At 67.5% G+C, this 15,368-nt stretch carries 17 protein-coding genes; 12 read left to right on the top strand and 5 right to left on the bottom strand.

Features of this window, described 5'->3' with window-relative positions:
* The first annotated feature begins 128 nt into the window (after positions 1 to 128).
* From ABD116_RS14050 to ABD116_RS14095, 10 genes are all read left to right on the top strand, one after another.
* Entirely contained in the window at positions 129 to 1,196 is a 1,068-nt protein-coding gene (locus ABD116_RS14050) for an NADH-quinone oxidoreductase subunit B family protein (RefSeq protein WP_343968876.1), read from the top strand.
* Positions 1,193 to 3,004 (top strand): nickel-dependent hydrogenase large subunit, encoded by a 1,812-nt coding sequence (locus ABD116_RS14055; RefSeq protein WP_343968878.1) that lies wholly within the window; start codon positions 1,193 to 1,195, stop codon positions 3,002 to 3,004. The genes ABD116_RS14050 and ABD116_RS14055 overlap by 4 nt, the downstream gene beginning before the upstream one ends.
* Position 3,005: 1 nt before the next feature.
* Positions 3,006 to 3,854 carry a NifU family protein gene (locus ABD116_RS14060; RefSeq protein ID WP_343968880.1) on the top strand — a complete coding sequence of 283 codons (849 nt, stop codon included), beginning with the start codon at positions 3,006 to 3,008 and terminating at the stop codon, positions 3,852 to 3,854.
* On the top strand, positions 3,851 to 4,591 hold the full coding sequence (locus ABD116_RS14065; protein WP_343968882.1) for a DUF5947 family protein: 741 nt from the start codon (positions 3,851 to 3,853) through the stop codon (positions 4,589 to 4,591). Before ABD116_RS14060 ends, ABD116_RS14065 begins: the two co-directional genes overlap by 4 nt.
* A complete protein-coding gene (locus tag ABD116_RS14070; protein ID WP_343968884.1) occupies positions 4,584 to 5,216 on the top strand; it encodes a DUF6084 family protein in 633 nt (210 codons plus the stop codon). Before ABD116_RS14065 ends, ABD116_RS14070 begins: the two co-directional genes overlap by 8 nt.
* Positions 5,213 to 6,496 (top strand): hypothetical protein, encoded by a 1,284-nt coding sequence (locus ABD116_RS14075; protein WP_343968886.1) that lies wholly within the window; start codon positions 5,213 to 5,215, stop codon positions 6,494 to 6,496. The genes ABD116_RS14070 and ABD116_RS14075 overlap by 4 nt, the downstream gene beginning before the upstream one ends.
* The gene (locus ABD116_RS14080) at positions 6,493 to 7,014 is read left to right on the top strand and encodes a hydrogenase maturation protease (RefSeq protein WP_343968888.1); all 522 of its coding nucleotides are present in this window, start codon (positions 6,493 to 6,495) and stop codon (positions 7,012 to 7,014) included. The genes ABD116_RS14075 and ABD116_RS14080 overlap by 4 nt, the downstream gene beginning before the upstream one ends.
* Positions 7,015 to 7,021: 7 nt before the next feature.
* On the top strand, positions 7,022 to 7,237 hold the full coding sequence (locus ABD116_RS14085) for a HypC/HybG/HupF family hydrogenase formation chaperone (RefSeq protein ID WP_343968890.1): 216 nt from the start codon (positions 7,022 to 7,024) through the stop codon (positions 7,235 to 7,237).
* Entirely contained in the window at positions 7,237 to 7,920 is a 684-nt protein-coding gene (locus tag ABD116_RS14090; protein WP_343968892.1) for a DUF6390 family protein, read from the top strand. Before ABD116_RS14085 ends, ABD116_RS14090 begins: the two co-directional genes overlap by 1 nt.
* 134 nt (positions 7,921 to 8,054) lie before the next feature.
* Entirely contained in the window at positions 8,055 to 8,834 is a 780-nt protein-coding gene (locus ABD116_RS14095) for an SDR family oxidoreductase (protein WP_343968894.1), read from the top strand.
* Between the two features lie 112 nt (positions 8,835 to 8,946).
* Here the strand turns inward: ABD116_RS14095 and ABD116_RS14100 are convergent, their stop codons facing one another.
* The 3 genes from ABD116_RS14100 to ABD116_RS14110 are packed head-to-tail and all read right to left on the bottom strand — an operon-like array spanning position 8,947 to position 11,028.
* The gene (locus tag ABD116_RS14100; protein ID WP_343968896.1) at positions 8,947 to 9,339 is read right to left on the bottom strand and encodes a helix-turn-helix domain-containing protein; all 393 of its coding nucleotides are present in this window, start codon (positions 9,337 to 9,339) and stop codon (positions 8,947 to 8,949) included.
* 52 nt (positions 9,340 to 9,391) lie between these two features.
* Positions 9,392 to 9,652: a muconolactone Delta-isomerase family protein gene (locus ABD116_RS14105; protein WP_328334473.1), complete on the bottom strand. Its 261-nt coding sequence runs from the start codon at positions 9,650 to 9,652 to the stop codon at positions 9,392 to 9,394.
* Entirely contained in the window at positions 9,649 to 11,028 is a 1,380-nt protein-coding gene (locus ABD116_RS14110; protein ID WP_343968899.1) for an NAD(P)H-quinone dehydrogenase, read from the bottom strand. Before ABD116_RS14110 ends, ABD116_RS14105 begins: the two co-directional genes overlap by 4 nt.
* Before the next feature lie 31 nt (positions 11,029 to 11,059).
* On the opposite strand from ABD116_RS14110, the gene ABD116_RS14115 reads away from it, so the two are divergent.
* Positions 11,060 to 11,521 carry a gamma-glutamylcyclotransferase gene (locus ABD116_RS14115; protein ID WP_343968901.1) on the top strand — a complete coding sequence of 154 codons (462 nt, stop codon included), beginning with the start codon at positions 11,060 to 11,062 and terminating at the stop codon, positions 11,519 to 11,521.
* Positions 11,522 to 11,984: 463 nt separating this feature from the next.
* Complete coding sequence (locus ABD116_RS14120; RefSeq protein ID WP_343968903.1) at positions 11,985 to 13,643, top strand: phospho-sugar mutase; 1,659 nt, start codon at positions 11,985 to 11,987, stop codon at positions 13,641 to 13,643.
* An 81-nt stretch (positions 13,644 to 13,724) separates the two neighbouring features.
* Here ABD116_RS14120 and ABD116_RS14125 read toward each other — a convergent pair whose 3' ends face one another.
* Both ABD116_RS14125 and ABD116_RS14130 read right to left on the bottom strand, forming a co-directional pair.
* Entirely contained in the window at positions 13,725 to 14,174 is a 450-nt protein-coding gene (locus tag ABD116_RS14125) for a hypothetical protein (protein ID WP_343968905.1), read from the bottom strand.
* Between the two features lie 204 nt (positions 14,175 to 14,378).
* Positions 14,379 to 15,311 carry a neutral zinc metallopeptidase gene (locus tag ABD116_RS14130; protein WP_343968907.1) on the bottom strand — a complete coding sequence of 311 codons (933 nt, stop codon included), beginning with the start codon at positions 15,309 to 15,311 and terminating at the stop codon, positions 14,379 to 14,381.
* Between the last annotated feature and the right edge of the window lie 57 nt (positions 15,312 to 15,368).

Genomic DNA, 15,368 nt, shown 5'->3' on the forward strand with positions numbered 1-15,368 from the left:
CACGAATCCCGGACTTCCGGAAAGCCCCATTAATACCCGACACAAGTGTCTGTTCGGGTGTGGCATCCGGACGTACCGTCCGAAGGAGGAACCCAGCCCATCCGTTGGAGGCGGCGCGGACCATGTCGATGACCGTGGAACCGGAACAGGCGCAGGAGACGGCCGACGAGGGTGTCGTCCACATTCTCTGGATGAACGGCGGGCTCAGCTGCGACGGCGACTCGGTCGCGCTGACCGCGGCCACCCAGCCGAGCATCGAGGAGATCGTCCTGGGCGCGTTGCCGGGACTGCCGAAGATCGCGGTGCACTGGCCGCTGATCGACTTCGAATGCGGCCCGGAGACAGGAGCCGACAACTTCATCGAGTGGTGGCACAAGGCCGACCGCGGTGAGCTGGAGCCCTTCGTCTTGGTGGTGGAGGGCTCGATCCCGAACGAGGCGATCAAGTCCGAGGGCTACTGGGCCGGTTTCGGCAACAACCCGGCGACCGGTCAGCCGATGAAGACGTCGGAGTGGCTCGACCGGCTGGCGCCCAAGGCGACAGCGATCGTTGCTGTCGGCACCTGTGCGGCGTACGGCGGAATCCACGCGATGGCAGGCAATCCGACCGGTGCGATGGGTGTGCCGGACTATCTCGGCTGGAGCTGGAAATCCAAGGCAGGGCTGCCGATCGTCTGCGTGCCAGGCTGCCCGATCCATCCCGACAACCTGTCCGAGACGCTCGTCTACCTGCTCTACCAGGTGGCCGGCCAGGCCCCGATGATCCCGCTCGACGCCGAACTGCGACCGCAATGGCTGTTCGGCGCCACCGTGCACGAGGGCTGCGACCGGGCCGGGTACTACGAACAGGGGCAGTTCGCCAAGGAGTACGGCTCCCCCAAGTGCCTGGTGAAACTCGGCTGCTGGGGTCCGGTGGTCAACTGCAACGTGCCCAAGCGCGGCTGGATCAACGGTGTCGGCGGCTGCCCGAACGTCGGCGGGATCTGCATCGCCTGCACGATGCCCGGCTTCCCGGACAAGTTCATGCCGTTCATGGACGAGCCGTTCGGCAGCAACATCTCGGTCGCCGCGAGCACGGTCTACGGCACCGTCATCCGGCGGCTGCGCAAGATCACCCAGAACAAGGGCAACAAGGAACCCAAGTGGCGGCACAAGGGCTCCAGCCTGGACACCGGCTACGAGAAGGTCAGGCCATGACCACCACCGAACCGAAGGTCGATCAGCACCTCGAGCCCGACGCGGGCAAGGACTCCGACGTCGTCGAGATGGCCTGGGACCCGATCACCCGGATCGTCGGCAGCCTCGGCATCTACGCCAAGGTGAACTTCAGGAACAAGACGGTCGAGGAGTGCCACAGCACGTCGTCGATCTTCCGCGGTTACAGCATCTTCATGAAGGGCAAGGACCCGCGCGACGCGCACTTCATCACCAGCCGGATCTGCGGCATCTGCGGCGACAACCACGCGACCTGTTCGGTCTACGCGCAGAACATGGCGTACGGCGTGGCGCCGCCGCATCTGGGCGAGTGGATCGTGAACCTCGGCGAAGCCGCGGAGTACATGTTCGACCACAACATCTTCCAGGAGAACCTGGTCGGGGTGGACTACTGCGAGCGGATGGTCAAGGAGACCAACCCGGGCGTGCTGGAGCTGGCGAACCGGACCGAGGCGCCACACGCCGGCGACCACGGGTACAGGACCATCGGCGACATCATGCGCTCGCTGAACCCGCTCGAGGGCGACTTCTACCGCGAGGCGCTGCACGTCAGCCGGTACACCCGCGAGATGTTCTGCCTGATGGAGGGGCGGCACGTCCACCCGTCGACGCTTTATCCCGGTGGCGTCGGCACGGTCGCGACGATCCAGCTCTTCACCGACTACCTGACCCGGCTGATGCGCTACATCGAGTTCATGAAGAAGGTCGTGCCGTTGCACGACGACCTGTTCGACTTCTTCTACGAGGCGCTGCCCGGGTACGAGCACGTCGGTGAGCGGCGGATCCTGCTCGGCTGCTGGGGCAGTCTGCAGGACCCGGCGATCTGCGACTTCGACTACAGGAACATGGATGCCTGGGGCAAGCGAATGTTCGTCACCCCTGGCGTCGTGGTGGACGGCAAGCTGGTCACCAACAACCTGGTCGACATCAATCTCGGCCTGCGGATCCTGCTCGGCAGCTCGTTCTACGACGACTGGGCCGGCGGCGGCCACGAGAAGTTCGTCGACAAGGATCCGCTGGGCAACCCGATCGACGTCCGGCACCCGTGGAACCAGCACACCATCCCGAAGCCGCAGAAGCGCGACTTCGCCAACGCGTACAGCTGGACGATGTCGCCGCGCTGGTTCGACGGTACGGACCACCTGGCGCTCGACACGGGTGGCGGCCCGATCGCCCGGCTCTGGTCGACCGCGCTGTCCGGCCTGGTCAACACCGACTACGTCCAGGCGACCGGTAGCAGCGTGAAGATCCAGCTCCCCAGGACCGCGCTGAAGCCGGCTACGGAGTACGAATGGAAGATCCCGCAGTGGAGCAACGCGCTCGAGCGCAACCGTGCGCGGACCTACTTCCAGGCGTACTCCGCGGCCCTGGCGCTGCACTTCTGCGAGAAGGCGATGGCCGAGGTCAGGGCCGGCCGGACCGACACCTGGACGCCGTTCAAGGTGCCGGACGACGCGATCTCGTGCGGTTTCACCGAGGCCGTTCGCGGCGTGCTCTCGCACCACATGGTGATCCGCGGCGGCAAGATCGCGAACTACCACCCGTATCCGCCGACGCCGTGGAACGGCAGCGTCCGCGACACCTACGGGACCCCTGGCCCGTACGAGGACGCGGTACAGAACACGCCGATCTTCGAGGAGAACCCACCGGACCGGTTCAAGGGCATCGACATCATGCGCGCGGTCCGCAGCTTCGACCCGTGCCTGCCCTGCGGGGTCCACATGTTCGTCGGCAACGGGAAAGAGAAGACACACCTGCACTCACCCACCCTCGCGGTGAAGCCGTACTGAGATGGACCGCCGCGACGTCGCCGCGCTGAGCGAACGGATCGACGTGCTGCTGGACGAGGTCCAGCGGCGGGCCGAGCCGGAGGTGACCGACAAGGTCGAAGAGCTGGTCCGTGCCGTGTTGTCTCTGCACGGCGCGGGCCTGGAACAACTGCTCGCGCGGCTCGACGAGGAGCAGGTCCGGGGCGTGCTGGAGGACGATCTCGTCGCCGGGATGCTGCTGTTGCACGATCTGCATCCCGATGACGTGGCGACGCGGATCCAGGCGGCGCTCGACAGCGTCCGGCCGTATCTCGGCTCGCATGCGGGCGGGATCGACTACCTCGGTCTCGATGACGACGGGGTCGTCCATCTGCGGCTCCAGGGCAGCTGCGAGGGCTGTCCGGGGTCGACGGCGACCGTGCGGCTGACGGTGGAGAACGCCGTTCTCGATGCTGCTCCTGAGGCGGTCGCGGTTGATGTCGAGGGCATGGTCGCCGCGAAGAAGCAGAACTTGCTGACGATCGAGCCGTTCCGGCCCCGGGAGAGCAGCGAGGGGTGGCACAAGCTGTCGCTGGTTACCGCTCCGGGGCAGATGCAGAAGCTGGTCGTTGCCGATCTCGAGTTGCTGGTGGCGAATCTGGCGGGGACGTTCTTCGCTTACCGGAACAGTTGCCCGACTTGCTCATCGGCGCTGCAGCACGGCGTACTGACGGGCGACCAGCTCACCTGCCCGCGGTGTACGGCCATGTACGACGTACGGCTGGCCGGGCGGGCGCTCGCACCGATCGGGGCGCCGCCGTTGGAGGCGTTGCCTTTGCTGCCCGATGACACCGGCTGGAAGGTCGCAGTGCCTGGAAGGCAGCCGGCGTGAGGACGTCATCCACCCTGCGCGCGCTCGCCCGCGACAAGCCGCTCCCGGGCCGGGGCTCTGGACCCGGCTCCGGCCCGGGGCCGGTTGTCTCCAGTGCCGGCGATGCCGGTGGTGATGCCTTGGTCGATCCGGTGGCTGTGTTGCGCGGCTTCACGGGTGGGGTGCGGCAGCAGTTGGCGCCGGGTGAGCAGTGCGAGATGTGCATGGTGCCGATCGGGCCGACGCATCCGCACGTGGCCGACGTACCGGATCATCGGCTGCTGTGCACGTGCCGGCCGTGCTACCTGCTCTTCAGCGCCGAGGAGGCCTCGCGCGGGCACTATCGCGCAGTACCGGAGAACTACCGCTTCGATGCGGACTTCGCGATGTCGTCCGCGCAGTGGGAGTCGCTCGGGATTCCGGTGAACCTGGCGTTTCTCTTCCACCAGACCGGCCAGGACAGGAGCGTCGCGTTCTATCCGAGCCCGGGTGGCGCCACCGAGTCGCTGCTCGATCTGGCGTCGTGGGATGAGGTCGTTGCTGCGGATCCGCTGCTGAGCACGCTGATCCCGGATGTCGAGGCGGTACTCCTGCGACGCCTCGACGACGGCTTCGAGTGCTATCTGGTGCCGATCGACTCCTGCTATGAGCTGGTCGGCATCGTGCGGCAGTACTGGGAGGGTTTCGCCGGCGGCGAGGAGGTCTGGGGACGGATCGATGCGTTCTTCGCCGAGGTCTCGGAGCGGTGCCGTGGTTGACCTGGAGTTCGTCTGCACCGGCGCCGACGCCGACCGGTACGCCGCCACCCCGACCGTCTTGCTGCATCTGCAGGTCACCGAGACGACCGGTACGCCGGTGCACGCGCTGGCCCTGCGTTGCCAGATCAGGATCGAGCCGATCCGGCGGCGGTACTCCGACGAAGAGGGCGACGCGCTGGCCGACCTGTTCGGGGACCGGGCGCGCTGGGGCGAGACGTTGAAGCCGTTGCAGCTGGCCTTCGTGTCGCAGATGGTTCCGGGGTTCAGCGGGTCGACGTCGGTGGATCTGGCGTTGCCTTGTAGCTATGACTTCGATGTTGCCGCGCACAAGTACCTGTATGCGGTGCGTGAAGGTGGAGTGCCGTTGTTGCTGTTGTTCAACGGGACGATCTTCACCGGGCGGCCGGGCACTTTGTCGGTGACGCCGGTCGCCTGGCAGAAGGAGACGTCATTCGCGTTGCCGGTGCCGGTGTGGCGAGAGGCCATGGATCAGCATTTTCCTGGTGCCGCTTGGCTGAAATTGCGGCGGGAGACGTTCGACCAGCTTTATGACTACCGGGCGCGGGAGGCCTTGCCTGGCTGGGATGACGCGATCGAGCGGTTGCTGAAAGAGAAGCTGGAATGAATGCTTTCGAGAGCGTTCAGTCGGTGGCGGACGCGTTGCTGTTCGAGGGGTACGTGCTTTATCCGTATCGGGCGTCGAACAGCAAGAACCAGGTGCGGTGGCAGTTCGGCGTACTGATGCCACCGGGGTACGCCGATCCGTCGGAGCGCTCGTGGTCGCAGACCGAGTGCCTGCTCGACGGCGGGTCGGCGCAGCTGACCGTGCGGATCCGCTTCCTGCAGGCGCAACGGCGTACGGTGCTGAATGCCGACGGGGTGGAGGTAGCGTCGTTGCAGACGCCGGATGCCTCCTACGTGCCCTGGGATGAAGCGGTCGAGCAGCACGTTGACATCGACCTCAACCTCGGCGAGTTGCCTTGCCAGCGCGCCTTCGTAGTTGCTGGAGGCATCGACTCGGAGGCGATCGAAGGCGGGGCGCTGCGCCGGTCCAGGCAGGAGTTGTCGGTTTTGTTGAGCGTCAGTGCTGAGGCATTGCCAGGGCCCTACGGGGTTGTCCGATTGCAGGTGCGTTTGCAGAACACCAGTGATTGCTCGACGTCCGAGCGATCGGTTGCCTTGCGGCAGGCGCTCATCGCGCATCACCTTCTGATCAAGGCCGATGGGGCTCGGTTCATCTCTTTGCTGGAGCCACCGGAGTGGGCGGTCGGGTATGTCGCGACGTGTGACAACGTCGGGATCTTTCCGGTGCTCGCGGGTGACTTGTTGTTGTGTTCGCCGATCATCTTGTACGACCACCCGGAGATCGCGGCGGAGTCGCAGGGAGATCTGTTCGATGCGACGGAGATCGACGAGATTCTGAGTCTGCGGACGATGACGTTGACGGAGGCGGAGAAGCGAGAGGTGCGGGGGACGGATCCGCGGGCGGCGGCGATGCTCGAGCGGGTCGACTCGATGCCGCAGGAGATTCTGGATCGGCTGCATGGGACGGTGCGGTACCTGCGGAAGGTGACGGCGCCGGAGCCGGCTCCATCGGATGCGCCCTGGTGGGATCCAGGGAACGACGCCAGTGTGGATCCCGAGCACGACACCGTGATGGTTCAGGGAGTTGCCGTGGGCAACGGAGTGCGGGTTCGGTTGCGGCCCGGCGTACGGCGTGCAGACGCGCAGGACATGTTCCTCGCCGGCCGGATCGGGACCGTGGTGGCTGTCTTGTCCGATGTGGACGGGGTGACGCATGTCGCCGTCGCGCTGGACGGCGAGGAGGGCGAGGCGCAGCGGTCGCACGGGCGGTACCTGTACTTCAGCCCGGAGGAGATCGAGCCGTTGGTAGGTGCCGGATGATTCTGGTGGCCGGGCTGGGCAACATGTTCTGCAGCGACGACGCGTTCGGGGTGTCGGTGATCGCGGAGTTGGCCAAGCAGGAGTGGCCTGAGCAGGTGGAGGTGCGGGACTTCGGGATTCGCGGGATTCACCTGGCGTACCAGTTGCTCGAGCCGTACGAGCTCGTCGTACTGGTCGATGTGGTGCAGCGGGGTGGGGCGCCGGGGAGTGTGTACGTGGTGGAGGCCGAGCCGGATCCGGAGCCTGGGCCGGAGGTCAGCATGGATGCGCATGATCTCGGTCCGGACGCTGTGCTCTCGCTTGTGCCGCGACTTGGTGGGACCTTGGGGAAGGTGGTGGTGGTCGGCTGCGAGCCGGCCGACCTCGGCACCGGGATCGGACTCACACCGGCCGTACAGGACGCAGTACAGCCCGCGGCCCAGCTGGTGCGCGACCTGGTGATCGGCCACAGTGCGGTTGGGCAGGGAGTGGATGGGCAGGGAGTGGTTGGGCAGCGGGTCGGCGAAGGGAGCGCGTAGAGCGGCTATGTGCCTCGGCATTCCGGGCAGGATCGTCAGTGTGACGCCGGGCCTCGACCTCGGACAGGTGGAGGTCGCCGGAGTCGTGCGCGAGATCAACCTGGCACTGCTGGACGGGCCGTTCGTGCCGGGCGAGTACATCTTGATCCACAGCGGGTTCGCGCTCGAGCGGATGTCCCCCGAGCGAGCCGCCGACGCCCTCGCCTTCTTCGGCGGCGACTGATGGTCTCGGGGCCGATCCTGTTCGTCCGGTACGCGCTGGCGCCCAACCTGCTCGGGTACTGCGGTCCGGCCGACTGCGACAGCTTGCTCGCGTACGGATCGAGCGGCGAGGTGGATGACGGGCTGCGTGAGCGGGCGCGGCAATTCGAGGGCGCCTGGCCGTACCTGGAGATGATCGCCTCGAAGGCGGGCCTGCGAGACCCACTCGACCACCGCGTCGTCGAGGCGTACTGGCTCGGGAATGCCCTGCTCGACGACGTCGGACCGCTGTTGAAAGCCCATGGAATGCCCCACCACAGCTACCAGGTCTTCTGCTGCTACCCCTGGGCCGACCTGCTCCCCGACGACCGCGCCAGCGCGCAGGCGCTGCATGTGCTCGACCAGTGCCGGATCCGCTGGGGCCGAGTCATCTCCGACCTGGGCACCCACGTCCTGGTCGAGTCCCGCCCCCTCGCCTGGGACGGCCATGCCTTGTCACTCGGCACCCTCCGCAAGGAGACAGTAATCCGCGGCACCAACGGCCTAGACCTCCTCGGTCCCCTCTCCCCTGGCGACTGGGTCTCCCTCCACTGGCAATGGGTCTGCGACCGCATAGACCTCCGCCGAGTCACCTCCCTCCGCCATTACTCCGCCTACCACCTCAACCTCACCAACAGGCGGCTTGTCCCGAGCGACAGGACATAGTCGAGCGGACCCCCGGGTTCCACGCTCAGGAATCGGCGGCCCGACGTCAGATCAGGCACTATGTCCTGTCGCTCAGGACGGGACTCTAGGGTGAGCTGTCCGGGCGAGCCGGGCGCACAGGACTGGAGACCGCGATGGAGTTGCAACTGGCTGGCAAGACTGCGCTGGTGACCGGGGCCAGCAAGGGGATCGGGCTGGCGATCACCAAGGAGTTGCTGGCTGAAGGAGTGAAGGTGGTGGCGGGGGCTCGGACGGTTGGCGGTGAGTTGGCGTCGCTGGGGGTTGAGACCGTCGCGGTCGATCTCGGTACACCGGAAGGGCCGGCTGCGTTTGTGGCGGAGGCGTTGGCGCGGACGGGTGGGTTCGACATCCTCGTCAACAACGTCGGGGCGGTGAGTCCGCGGCCGGGTGGGTTCGCCTCGGTGACCGACGAGGACTGGCTGGCCACCTGGACGCTCGACTTCCTGTCCGCCGTACGGACCACGCGGGCCGCCTTGCCGCAGCTGGTCGAACGGACCGGATCGATCGTGACCGTCGCCTCTGTCAATGCGAGCTACCCCGATCCGCTGGTGATCGACTACAGCGCCGCCAAGGCCGCGCAGACCAACTTCTTCAAGGCGCTGTCGAAGGAGGTCGGACCGCAGGGCGTACGCGTCAACACCGTCAGCCCGGGCCCGGTCTCGACAGACCTCTGGCTGGGCAAGGGCGGCGTCGCCGAGACGATCGCTGGGACAGGCGCGGTGGGAGGCGACCCTGCTGCGGTTGCGGCGCAAGCCGCGGCTGGGTCGGTGACCGGTCGCTTCACCACTCCCGAGGAGGTGGCCGCCCTGGTCGTCTTCCTCGCCAGCAACCGAGCCGGCAACCTCACCGGCGCCGACATCATCATCGACGGCGGCCTCACCCCGACGATCTGAGCAGCTGGCTGGCGGGTCTTGCTGCCGCTGGCGTCAAGCATCAGGCCAGTGGCACGAAAACCCGCCAGTCGGTCAGCTGCGGTGGGCGCGCGGCGGAGCGGGCGTACTGGGGTCAGCTGCGGTGGGCGGTTGCGCGGGTGGGGACGTCGGGGCCGAGGATCCAGTTGCCGGTGGCCGGGGTGGCGGGGCTGGGGCGGAGTAGGGGGGTGGGGTGGTCGGGGGACCATTGGGTGGGGTCCTCGGTCAGGCCGAGTAGGTAGGTGACTGTGCAGTCGAGGGCTGCGGCTAGCTCTGGTAGGCGGACTACGTCTACGCCGGCGCCGTGTTCGAAGCTGCTCAGGGTTTTGTTCGTCGTACGGATTCCGCGGCGGGCCAGCCGGGTGACGACCTGCTTCTGGGTCAGGCCGAGTTCGACGCGGCGGGCCCGCAGCCGATGCGTGAGGATCAGGTGGCGGTCGATCGCCAGATCGCCCTGGTCGATGAACATGTGGGGACCTCCCCTCATCGCCACGATCCTCCGGGTCCGGTAGTCCGTCAATCACGGACCGGGGTGAAAATCAGGTCATCTCGGCGAGCGCGTGCACCGTGTACCGGGCGAAGTTGAACACCGGCGCCCGCCCGAGCAGCCGCTCGAACTCCTCGTGCGACTCCACCTCGTAGATCCACGCGCCACCGTGCGAGCCGACCACGTGGTACCGCGCCAGCACCTTGCCCTCGCGCTGCAGGCGTTCGCCGTACTCCGGCATGGCGCCGACCGCCCTCGCCATCTCGGGTGAGAGCAGGCTCAGCTCCATCTGCCAGAGCACCAGGAACTTCATGACCTCAAGTGCAACCTACGCGCGGCTTCCGCGATAGACCCGGACACCGACGGATAGACGGTGAACGACTGCGCCATCTGGTCGACCGTCAGGCGGGCGCCGACGGCCAGTGAGATCGGGTGGATCAGCTCACTCGCCCGTGGCGCCACGACCACGCCACCGACGATGATGCCGGTGTTCGGCAGGCAGAACAGCTTCACGAAGCCGTCGCGGTTGCCCTGCATCTTGGCGCGGGCGTTGTCCCGCAGCGGCACCTTGACGACCATCGCAGTACTGCCGCCGGCGTCGAGTACCGCCTGGGTGAGGCCGACGGTGGCGATCTCGGGGGCCGTGAAGACGTTCGACGAGACGGTCGACAGGTCCAGCGGGGCGACGGCGTCGCCGAGCGCGTGGGACATCGCGATCCGGCCCTGCATGGCCGCGACGGAGGCCAGCATCAGTACGCCGGTACAGTCACCGGCCGCGTACACGCCGCGGGCCGTCGTACGGGAGACCCGGTCGACGGTCACGAACCCGCCGTCGCCCAGCGACACGCCCGACTCGACGAGGCCCATGTCCTCCGTGTTCGGCAGCGATCCGACCGCGAGGAGGGCGTGCGAGCCCTCGACCGTGCGGCCGTCGGTCAGGGTGACGATCACGCCGTCGCCCTGCCGCTTGACCGACTCGGCCCGGGACTTGCCCAGGACGGTCATCCCGCGGCGCTTGAAGACGTCCTCGAGCACCTCGGCGGCGTCCTTGTCCTCGCCCGGCAGGACCCGGTCGCGGGACGAGACCAGCACCACGTCGCTGCCAAGCGCGTCGTACGCGCTGGCGAACTCGGCGCCGGTGACACCTGATCCGACCACGATCAGCCGCTCGGGCAGTTCGTCGAGCTCGTAGACCTGCTCCCAGGTCAGGATCCGCTCACCGTCGGGCTCGGAGCCCTTGAGCACGCGCGGCCTTGCTCCGGTGGCGATCAGCACCACGTCGGCATCCAGCCGCTCGTCGCCGACCACCACGGTCTCCGGGCCGTCCAGCCGGCCGCGGCCGTTGATCACCCGGACCTTGTCGTCGGCCAGCCGCCGGCTGATCCCCTCCGACTGGGCCGCCGCCAGCGCCTTGACCCGTTTGTTGACGACGGAGAGATCGACACGCACGGAGTTCGCCGGATCGTCGTCGCCGTCGTCCAGCCGGACGCCGAGCTGGCCGGCGTCCTCGACCTCGGTCATCACCTCCGCGGTGGCGATCAGCGTCTTGCTCGGGACGCAGTCCGTGAGCACGCACGAACCACCGATCCCGTCGGAGTCGACGACCGTCACCTCCGCCCCTAGTTGGGCGGCCGCACTCGCCGCTTCGTACCCGCCTGGACCGCCACCGATGATCACAACTCGCGCCACGAGAGGCCATTGTTCCGTATCCTGTGACGTCGTGACCCTGTACGCCGCGTTTGCGTCGAATCTGGACCCGAACTTGATGGCCGAGCGGTGCCCGTACTCCCCCCTGCGCGGGACCGGGTGGATCGTCGGCTGGCGCCTGACCTTCGGGGGTGAGGAACTCGGCTGGGAGGGCTCGATGGCGACCGTCGTCGAGGACCCCAGCGACCCGACGAACCAGGTCTTCGTCGCCCTGTACGACGTCAGCCCGCAGGATGTCGAGCGGCTGGACGAGTGGGAATTCATCGACCAGGGCGTCTACCGCAAGATCCAGGTCCGCGTACAGACCCTGGACGGCGAGCAACTCGCCTGGATGTACGTCCTGAACGCCTACGAGGGCGGCCTCCCCTCAGCCCGCTACCTGGGCATCCTCGCCGAAGCCGCCGAAGCAGCCGGCGCCCCCGACGACTACGTAGCCGACCTCCGAGCCCGCCCCTGCCAGTCCTCCGGCCACTGACAGCCCCCACGCGATCTCCACCTCCGTCGCTCCGGTTCCGACCGCTCCCACCCACCCAGTGCGCGGCTCCTCCGTCGCCGCTTGAGTGAAAGCAATGCGGGCCACCCGCCGCTGAGTCGACCCGGACGCGCTCGCTGCTGCCCGCTGAGCCGGGTTGAACGCCTGATGGCGCCCGATCCGGGGACCTGCCTGGACAGCCGGCACTCCCGACGACTCTGGGCCGAACCTGCATGCCCAGCCCCACCCCGCCCCGCCTCGCCCCAGCCCGGTCCGGCCCGCCTCGCCCCAGCCCGATCCGGCCCGGCCCGGCCCGGATAGTTCTACGGCCGGTGAGCCCGTCAGGGCGAGGCTCGCCGGTGCCTCGCCGTGCTGGGTTGGATACGCCGTGGCGCTCTGGTGGTTCGTGTGCCCGGGGTCCGACCCTCGTCGCGCCGTCCGGCGGTGTACTGGGCGGTATCGTGCGGTGGTGACCGTCAACGATGCCGTTCTGATTCGTACTGCTGCCCAGGCTTGGCTTGCCGAGGATCCTGATCCGGACACGCGGGCGGAGCTTCAGGCTCTGCTGGATTCTGGGGCGGAGGCTGACGCGGAGCTGGCCGATCGCTTCGCCGGGACCCTGGAATTCGGTACTGCGGGGCTTCGGGGTGCCGTTGGCGCTGGGTCCAACCGGATGAATCGGGTCGTGGTGATCCGGGCCGCGGCGGGGCTGGCGGCGTACCTGAAGGCGAACGGGCTGACTGATGGGCCGGTGCTGATCGGGTATGACGCTCGGCACAAGTCGGATGTGTTCGCTCAGGACACGGCGGCTGTGATCCGGGGTGCTGGACTGGATGCGGTGTTGCTGGACCGGCCGACGCCTACGCCGGTGGTGGCGTTCGGGATCCGGCATCTGAAAGCGGTTGCCGGGGTCGTGGTGACGGCCTCCCACAATCCGCCGCAGGACAACGGGTACAAGGTGTACCTCGGGGACGGGTCGCAGATCGTACCGCCGGCCGACAGCGAGATCGCGGCGGCTATCGAGGCTGTCGGGGCGCTGGCATCCGTGCCGCGTGGGGATGACTGGCAGACGGCCGGCGACGACCTGCTGGACGCCTACCTCGACCGGATCGCGACGCTGGTACCGGCCGATGCTCCTCGAGAACTGAACGTCGCGTACACGCCGCTGCACGGGGTTGGGCGACTGCTGGTTGAGGCGGCTGTCGCGCGGGCCGGGTTCACGGCGCCGTCGGTGGTGGCGTCGCAGGCGGATCCGGATCCGGACTTTCCGACGGTGTCGTTCCCCAACCCGGAGGAGCCGGGGGCGATCGACGCGGCGTTGGAGCTGGCCCGGTCCGTCGACGCCGACATCGCCGTGGCCAACGACCCAGATGCTGATCGCTGCGCTGTCGCAGTACCGGACCCCGCTGCCGATGGCGGGTGGCGGATGCTCCGCGGTGACGAGCTGGGCGCCCTTCTCGGCGAGTTCCTGCTCTCCTCCCGCCCGTCCGGCGTCGCCGCCTGCTCGATCGTGTCGTCGTCGCTGCTGGGCAAGATCGCCGCGGCGTACGACGTCGCCTACACAGACACCCTCACCGGCTTCAAGTGGATCGGCCGCGTCCCCGACCTCGTCTTCGGCTACGAAGAAGCCCTCGGGTACTGCGTGGATCCCGCGGCCGTCAAGGACAAGGACGGCATCTCGACCCTCATCCGGGTCCTCCAGCTGGCCGCCGGGGCCAAGGCCGCCGGCCGCACCCTCCTGGACCTCCTCGACGACCTGGCCAAGAAATACGGCCTCCACGCCACCGACCAACTCGCCGTCCGCGTCGAAGACCTCAACCTGATCACCGCAGCGATGGAACGACTCCGCGCCACCCCACCCACCCAGCTCGGTGCCCACACGGTGGAACGCGCCGAAGACCTCAACGAAGGCTCGGAATCCCTACCCCCCACCGACGGCCTCCGCTACACCCTCTCGGCCGGCGCCCGGGTAGTAGTCCGCCCCTCCGGCACCGAACCCAAAATCAAGTGCTACCTCGAGGTCGTCATCCCCGTCGAAGCCGACGACGTAGCCGCGGCGCGCACTCAAGCAGCCGCCGAGCTCGCTGCCATCAAACAGGACCTGGCAACAGCAGCAGGCATTTAGTCGATCAAACAACTGACTGAGGGCTCCCGGGTGGTGGGAGCCCTCAGTCAGTTGGTGCAGTGTGTGGCAGCTGGTGGCGGGTCAGCTGCTGAGTGCTGCGGCTTCGGCTTGCTCGGCTCGCAGGGAGCTCTGCAGGGAGGAGTGCAGGATTTTGAGGGTGCTGGTGGACTGCATCAGCGCCTCGCGCTCGTCGGGGTTGCGGTTCGCGAGGGTGGTGATCTCGTGGATGCTCGCCTCGATCCGCGCGATCCGGTCGGCGACGGTGCCCTCGCCGCTGCTGGCCCGGCGTACTGCCTCGGAGGTGACGGTCCAGACGTCTTCCTTGTCGTTGGTCCGCCGGGACAGGTCGACCATCTGGCCGAGCGCGGCCAGATCGCTGTCGATCTGCGCGCGCTCCACCGGCGTGGTGATGCCGGCCGTCCCCTGCCGCAAGCGGGTGACGTGGCCGGACAGCTCCGACCAGCTGCACTTCCCGCTCTTGATCTTGTCCAGCACCTTCGTGTACTCGGTGTTGAACTCGTCGTAGTTCACGATCCTTGACTCCTGCCGTTCGTGGGTCGACCAAGACTGTAAGGCGTGCGGACCCGAAACACGGTAACCACACGATCGCAGATCGTGAACGTGTCGGCCAAATTGCAACATTCGACCGGATCAAAAACAAAGCCGCCTAGAACGTGAACGCGTTCCAGGCGGCTTGGTTACTCGGGGAACACCGGCGAGATTGTGTCAGTCAGGTCAGGAGACCCGGCTGGAGACCGCGTTGAAGGTGTTGCAGTACTTCGCGTAGGTGGCCGAGCTGCTGGCGTTGAAGCCGGCCGTCGACCAGAAGTTGTGGTTCGCGAACGAGCCGTGGTCGCGCGGGTAGCCCTTGATGTCGCCGGAGTGCGAGACGACGTACTTCCACTGGGTGTAGAGCGCGCCGGCCATCGGGTAGTAGCGCTTGTTCGCGCCGATCATCGCCGAGCCGAGGCAGGAGGCCTGCAGCTCACGACGGCGGTTCTCCTCGAGCTTCGCGGCGCTGCCGGAGATCGCGTACTGACGGCTCCAGGAGGCGCTCAGGATGCCGGTCATGTACTGCACGTGGTGGCCGTACTCGTGCGCGATCGTGTTGGTCGCGTACGCCCGGGCGTAGACCGGGTTCTGCTTGTAGAAGTTGACCACGTAGGCGCCCGGGATGTAGATCTCGGCCTTGCTGCCGTGACCGCAGTAGTACGACGTCGGCTGGCTGATGACGCCGCAGTACGTCTTCGCCCGGGAGGTGTACATCACCAGGGTCGGCTTGATGTGGTAGTTCGCGCCGGAGGCCTTCAGCGTCGGGGCCCAGGCGGCCCACATGCAGTTGACCATCGTCTGGTCGTAGGCCTTGACCGCGTTGGAGGTGCTCAGCGGTCCGCGGACCTCCTTGCACTTCGACGCCGCGATCGCGCCGGTCTTGTACAGCTTGTTGTTCTTCACGATCGCCGTGTCGGAGGCATACGACTTGGTGCTCGGCTGCTCGCTGAGCGCCTTCGCCGGCGGCTCGGCGGCGATGCCGGCCTCCGTGGCGACCGGCTGCGGCACGCCACCCGCGGCCTGGGCGGCCTGGGTCGGTACTGCGAGGGCTGCGAATCCGGCAACGGCGGCGGCGCCGGCCAGAACACGCAGTTTCTTGCTGGAGAGGTTGAACATGGGCTCCACTCTCGGTGATTCGGGGGACCTTGCGGTGACCATCCTGGCGACCTTGAG

The organism is Kribbella koreensis, assembly GCF_039525325.1.
Taxonomy (GTDB): domain Bacteria; phylum Actinomycetota; class Actinomycetes; order Propionibacteriales; family Kribbellaceae; genus Kribbella; species Kribbella koreensis.

Coding starts and splice junctions, on each gene's coding strand:
- ABD116_RS14050 (WP_343968876.1), top strand. CDS start 129: ATGACCGTGGAACCGGAACAGGCGCAGGAGACGGCCGACGAGGGTGTC.
- ABD116_RS14055 (WP_343968878.1), top strand. CDS start 1,193: ATGACCACCACCGAACCGAAGGTCGATCAGCACCTCGAGCCCGACGCG.
- ABD116_RS14060 (WP_343968880.1), top strand. CDS start 3,006: ATGGACCGCCGCGACGTCGCCGCGCTGAGCGAACGGATCGACGTGCTG.
- ABD116_RS14075 (WP_343968886.1), top strand. CDS start 5,213: ATGAATGCTTTCGAGAGCGTTCAGTCGGTGGCGGACGCGTTGCTGTTC.
- ABD116_RS14080 (WP_343968888.1), top strand. CDS start 6,493: ATGATTCTGGTGGCCGGGCTGGGCAACATGTTCTGCAGCGACGACGCG.
- ABD116_RS14085 (WP_343968890.1), top strand. CDS start 7,022: ATGTGCCTCGGCATTCCGGGCAGGATCGTCAGTGTGACGCCGGGCCTC.
- ABD116_RS14090 (WP_343968892.1), top strand. CDS start 7,237: ATGGTCTCGGGGCCGATCCTGTTCGTCCGGTACGCGCTGGCGCCCAAC.
- ABD116_RS14095 (WP_343968894.1), top strand. CDS start 8,055: ATGGAGTTGCAACTGGCTGGCAAGACTGCGCTGGTGACCGGGGCCAGC.
- ABD116_RS14100 (WP_343968896.1), bottom strand. CDS start 9,339: ATGAGGGGAGGTCCCCACATGTTCATCGACCAGGGCGATCTGGCGATC.
- ABD116_RS14105 (WP_328334473.1), bottom strand. CDS start 9,652: ATGAAGTTCCTGGTGCTCTGGCAGATGGAGCTGAGCCTGCTCTCACCC.
- ABD116_RS14130 (WP_343968907.1), bottom strand. CDS start 15,311: ATGTTCAACCTCTCCAGCAAGAAACTGCGTGTTCTGGCCGGCGCCGCC.